The 4,203-nt window shown below is 70.0% G+C and carries 5 protein-coding genes and 1 pseudogene; 4 read left to right on the forward strand and 2 right to left on the reverse strand.

The annotated features are described in order from the left end of the window. From GT354_RS05365 to GT354_RS05380, 4 genes and pseudogenes are all read left to right on the forward strand, one after another. Positions 1-534, forward strand: a pseudogene (locus GT354_RS05365) (hypothetical protein); the annotation flags it as partial. Further along, the gene (locus GT354_RS05370; protein WP_161355016.1) at positions 513-806 is read left to right on the forward strand and encodes an MFS transporter; all 294 of its coding nucleotides are present in this window, start codon (positions 513-515) and stop codon (positions 804-806) included. The pseudogene GT354_RS05365 and the gene GT354_RS05370, both read left to right, overlap by 22 nt. Before the next feature lie 576 nt (positions 807-1,382). Then, positions 1,383-1,928, forward strand: a complete 546-nt coding sequence (locus GT354_RS05375) for an SMI1/KNR4 family protein (protein WP_346011867.1) — start codon at positions 1,383-1,385, stop codon at positions 1,926-1,928. Between the two features lie 113 nt (positions 1,929-2,041). Continuing rightward, on the forward strand, positions 2,042-2,662 hold the full coding sequence (locus GT354_RS05380) for a DUF6461 domain-containing protein (RefSeq protein ID WP_346011868.1): 621 nt from the start codon (positions 2,042-2,044) through the stop codon (positions 2,660-2,662). 252 nt (positions 2,663-2,914) lie between these two features. On the opposite strand, the gene GT354_RS05385 is transcribed toward GT354_RS05380, so the two are convergent. Further along, positions 2,915-3,124: a hypothetical protein gene (locus tag GT354_RS05385; protein ID WP_161355018.1), complete on the reverse strand. Its 210-nt coding sequence runs from the start codon at positions 3,122-3,124 to the stop codon at positions 2,915-2,917. Between the two features lie 93 nt (positions 3,125-3,217). Further along, a complete protein-coding gene (locus GT354_RS05390; RefSeq protein ID WP_161355019.1) occupies positions 3,218-4,057 on the reverse strand; it encodes a DUF4097 family beta strand repeat-containing protein in 840 nt (279 codons plus the stop codon). Positions 4,058-4,203: the final 146 nt, after the last annotated feature.

The following is a 4,203-nucleotide window of genomic DNA, read 5'->3' on the forward strand; positions in this document are numbered from 1 at the left end:
TTCGCGGGCGCGGTGGCCGGCGTGACCGCGTTCTACTCGGCGTGCCTGACCTTCGGCGGGGCCGGCGGCTCCGCAGTGGCGGCTCCGCTCGCGGAGGCGACCGGGTCGACCCGTCGCATACCGCTCGCCCTCGTGGCGATCCCAATGTCGGTGGCGGCGATCGTGGCGTGGCTGCCACAACTCCGCGCCGAGGCGGCGCCCGCGGCCGGGCCGGTTGCAGTCCGGGTTCGGCTGTGGCGGGACTCGACCGCGCGGCACGTCACGGTGTTCTTCGCGGCCCAGGCACTCCTTGCCTTCGTCGTGTTCGGCTGGTTGCCCAGCATGTGCCGGGGCCGCGGCATCAGCGAGACCCACAGCGGTCTGATCCTGTCGTTGACCAGCCTGGTCGGCGTGGCCGGCGCCGCGACCCTGCCCGTGGTGTACCGCCGCCTGCCCGACCAGCGCGTCCCGGCCGTGACCGTCGCACTCCTGAGCAGGGTCGGTCTGGCCGGCGTCGTGCCGGCCCCTGCGCCGTGGGGCGTATCGCCGCGGTGATCCTGGGCGTGGGCCAAGGCGCCGGTTTCGCCGTCGCGCCGAGCCTGATCGGCCTGCGTACCGGCGACGGCGCGCAGACCTCGGCGCTGTCCTCGATGGCCCAGGACCGGTTTTCTGATCGCCACGGTCGGCCCGCTGGGCGCGGGCCTGCTCCACGCGCGACCGACGGCCGGACGGTGCCCCCTACCGCGCTGTCGGCCGTATGCGCGATCCAGGCCGCCGCCGCGCTCGTCGCCGGCCGCACCCGGCAGGTCCGGGTGGACGCCCCCTGACCGCTGCCGTCGCCGCCCGGTCGCGCCCGTCTCGCACCTCCCACCGAAGCGCGGCCGCGCGAGCTGTGCGGTGGTGCGGCCGCGCGGTGGTGCGGCTGCGACTACAGCGCACCCGCTCGACGGCCGTTCCCCGACAGTGGCCGCAACGCATTCGAATGCGAAAGCGGCACGCAAACAGGGGACTTCGCACGACGCGGCCGGACACCACCACGCCCGCGGTCGGGCTCGGCTTCGGGACCGGGCGGTGCACGCGCTCGTCCCGCACAGCCACGTGAGCATCGCCAAGTCGGATGCCGAACCGGAGGCGTCCACCGAGGGCATGCGCACCCCGCGGCTCTCGCCCGCCGTTGACACAGCCGCCCCTCGCCGCAGTTCGCCTCTCTCCACGAAGCAGCGTCCCCCCAAGTGGCCGGCATGGCGTACAGAGGCGAATCATCAAGATCACCAACAGCATCCATGAGCCGGACCTCGGATGTGACGTCACCTGGCGGTCGTGGGCCCTCCGACCGGATCTGTGGGCGGACCACCGATCGGCTCTACCGAAGGTGTGTCGGAGCGGTAGGCGAGCGTGTCGCCGTGAACAACTTCGACCAATTGATCGAACGAGTCGCGGCCAAGGCGGCCGAGAGCGAGCGGCTGCGGCCTCCGGTCTCGGCGGAGGCTGTGGACGAGGCCGAGGACAGGCTCGGATTTCGAATGCACCCGCTTCTCGTCGCGCTGTACTCGAAGGTGGGCAACGGCGGGTTCGGCCCGCAGAATTCGTTGCTCCCGCTGTCAGGCAGCCCGATTCGGGATGGCGAGGAGGCTGCGGTCGAGGGCTACCTGGCGCGGATCGCGGCTGCGGATGCCTGGTGGGCTTGGCCCGAGGGCGTTCTACCGGTTTTGGACTGGGGTTGTGCCATGTTCGCGTGCGTCGACTGCCGGAGCAACGACGGAACGGTCCTCCTTTTCGAGCCGAACGCGATCAGCGGGCACGACCTGTCCCAGGCGTGGTTCGTGGATGCGGGCAGCCTCGCAGAGTGGCTTGAGACCTGGTTGGCCGACGGAGGATGGTACGACGAGGACGTCGTAGACCCAGGCTTCGGCATGGCTCGGTGGGCCGAGGTTTCCGCACGGTTGTAGCCGTCCGCCGGTCAAGGCCTCAACGGTGACGGCCGAAACGCGGCTTCGGCGTGGATCTTGGAAGTGGTCGCGAAGGGCACGTTGCCGCCGGGGGCGTGGTGTCGTAGCGGTGGGTGAAGATCGCGACCATGAGTGCGACGGCCGATGAATACGAGTGGTTCGACGAGCTGTTCCCCGACCTGGCAGAGGCGTATTGCATCACCCTGGTCGAGAAAGTCGGCCCGGTCGAGCTTGTGCACCGCCTGGGTGGCGGGGTAGGGCCTGTCCTGACCGGTGGCCGTGCGATCACAGATGCCGCCTTCGACCTGCCGGAAGTCTCGGCCGACATGCTCCAGTTGACGGCGCTGGTTGCACTGGGTGCGTGGACGCTCATGATCGAACCCAACGGATATATCGGCGTCACCGAAGACAAGGCCGTTCCGGCGTCGACCGGCACCCGCTGGGTTTCACATTTCGTCAACATCGACGGTGTGGACGCCTTTTTGTGGGTCGAGGACGGTGAGGTGCGGTTGTCCTTCGAACCGTCGGTGCCCGAGGTGCGCTGGGGTAGCAACCCGGACGACTCGCTCGACGCCATGCGCGCGGCCGGTTTCGACTTCTCCCCGGAGCCCCCGGACACCTATGCGCCGGCGAGTGCGTCATTTGCCTTCGCCGAACACCTCACCGGAGTACGCCTGTCGCCTGACGTCATCCGGGACAGCTCCTTCCAGTGCGGCCTCGTGCCCGTGCGATAAGGCCTGCAACGGCCGGGAGGAAGTCCAGGTTTACTCATCCTGCCTCCTTCTCGCTCGGAGCCCCGAGGTGACGGCCGAGTCAACCGGTGATCTGTCGCAGAGTCGGTGGCCGGGGCGGCGGTCCGGACCGAGCGTGCGCAGGGTGGCGGTGTGGGCGCGTGGCAGGGTGGAGGTGACGGGGGCGTTTCGGGCGGGCAGTTCGCCGTGCGAACAGCATCGTGACTCCCCAGCCGCGCGTCGGTGGGGGGTTGCTCAACGTGCCTTCGGTGCAGGGGAGTTGGCGGAGATCACCGACGACTCGGATGTCTCGGGCCTGCCGGTTCCAGGGCCGGTCGTGCCGTTGGTCTTGCGGTGTTCGGGAAGGTGGTCGAGAGCCTTGCGGGCCTTGTGGGCCTCGCGGGTGGTGAACACGACGAGGGTGATCAAGGCCATCAGCAACGTGAGGGTCGGCGCGAGGGTCATCGGCGCCATCGAGGTTGTCGCTATCACGGCGTCGGAGGCAGCAACGTCACGGGGGATGGGGCGAGTTCGGAGACGCCGGGGGCGTGCGCCGAGTCAGGCACGGCGGATCACCACGTCCCCCAAGGCGGTGCGGGCGCGCACCGAAACGGTCTCGCTCGACTTCTCGGGCGCGTCGGCGGCGTCGAGGGTGTTGCGTACCTGGCCGAAGGAGGTGCGCACGTCCAGCCACGCGGACGTGCCCGCGCGGATGCCGATCTCCACCTCACCGGCGCCGCTTTCGAGTACGGTCGTGCCGCGGACGATCTCGTCGATCCGGACGGAGCCGAGCGCGGTCTTGGCAGCCACGTCGGCGTGCGCGAGGCGGACCGCGACGTCACCGTTGGCCGCGTTGGCGCGCAGATCGCCGGTGACCTCGCCGATCCACGTGTCGCCGTTGCTGTTCTTGACCACCGTCGCACCGTCGATCCCGTGAATGCGCACCGAGCCGGAGCCGGTGGTGGCCTCGGTACGGCCGCCGGCGTGGTTCACCGTAATCTCGCCCGCGCCGGTGCGCAGATGCAGCGGGCCGGTCCGGTCGAGTCGCAGGTCGCCGAAGCCGGTCTTGAACCGGCACTCGCCGAGCAGGCCCGTACTGCGAAACTCGCCGAACCCCGTATCGCCCCGGACGTGCGACCCGGTCGGCACCTCGATCGTCACCTCGATCGAACCACTCCGGCCGAACGGGCTGAACTGCTTGGGCGCCTTGACCACGAGTCGGCCGTCGACGTACTCGACCCGCGTGCGTTCCGCGAGCTTGACGTCGGCGTCCTTGGCGGGGTCGCTCGGGTGTACCTCGACGCTGGTGTCGGTGCGGTCGCTCGCGACGATCCGGGTGTTGCCGACGGAGAGTTCGAGAGTGGCGGAGATCGGTTCGGGGGTGTCGAAAATCGGCATGGCTGTCCCGTCGTGGTGGGTCGGTCGGGTGTCTTCGCAGGGGTGAGGAAGTGGTGGGGCGGGCGCGAGCGTTCGCGCTCGGTCAGCGCACCCAGCCGTTGTATTGCTCGCCGCCGCCGGTCGCGCGCGGCGTGCTGCGGCGCTCG

Source organism: Streptomyces sp. SID3343, from assembly GCF_009865215.1.
Classification (GTDB): domain Bacteria; phylum Actinomycetota; class Actinomycetes; order Streptomycetales; family Streptomycetaceae; genus Embleya.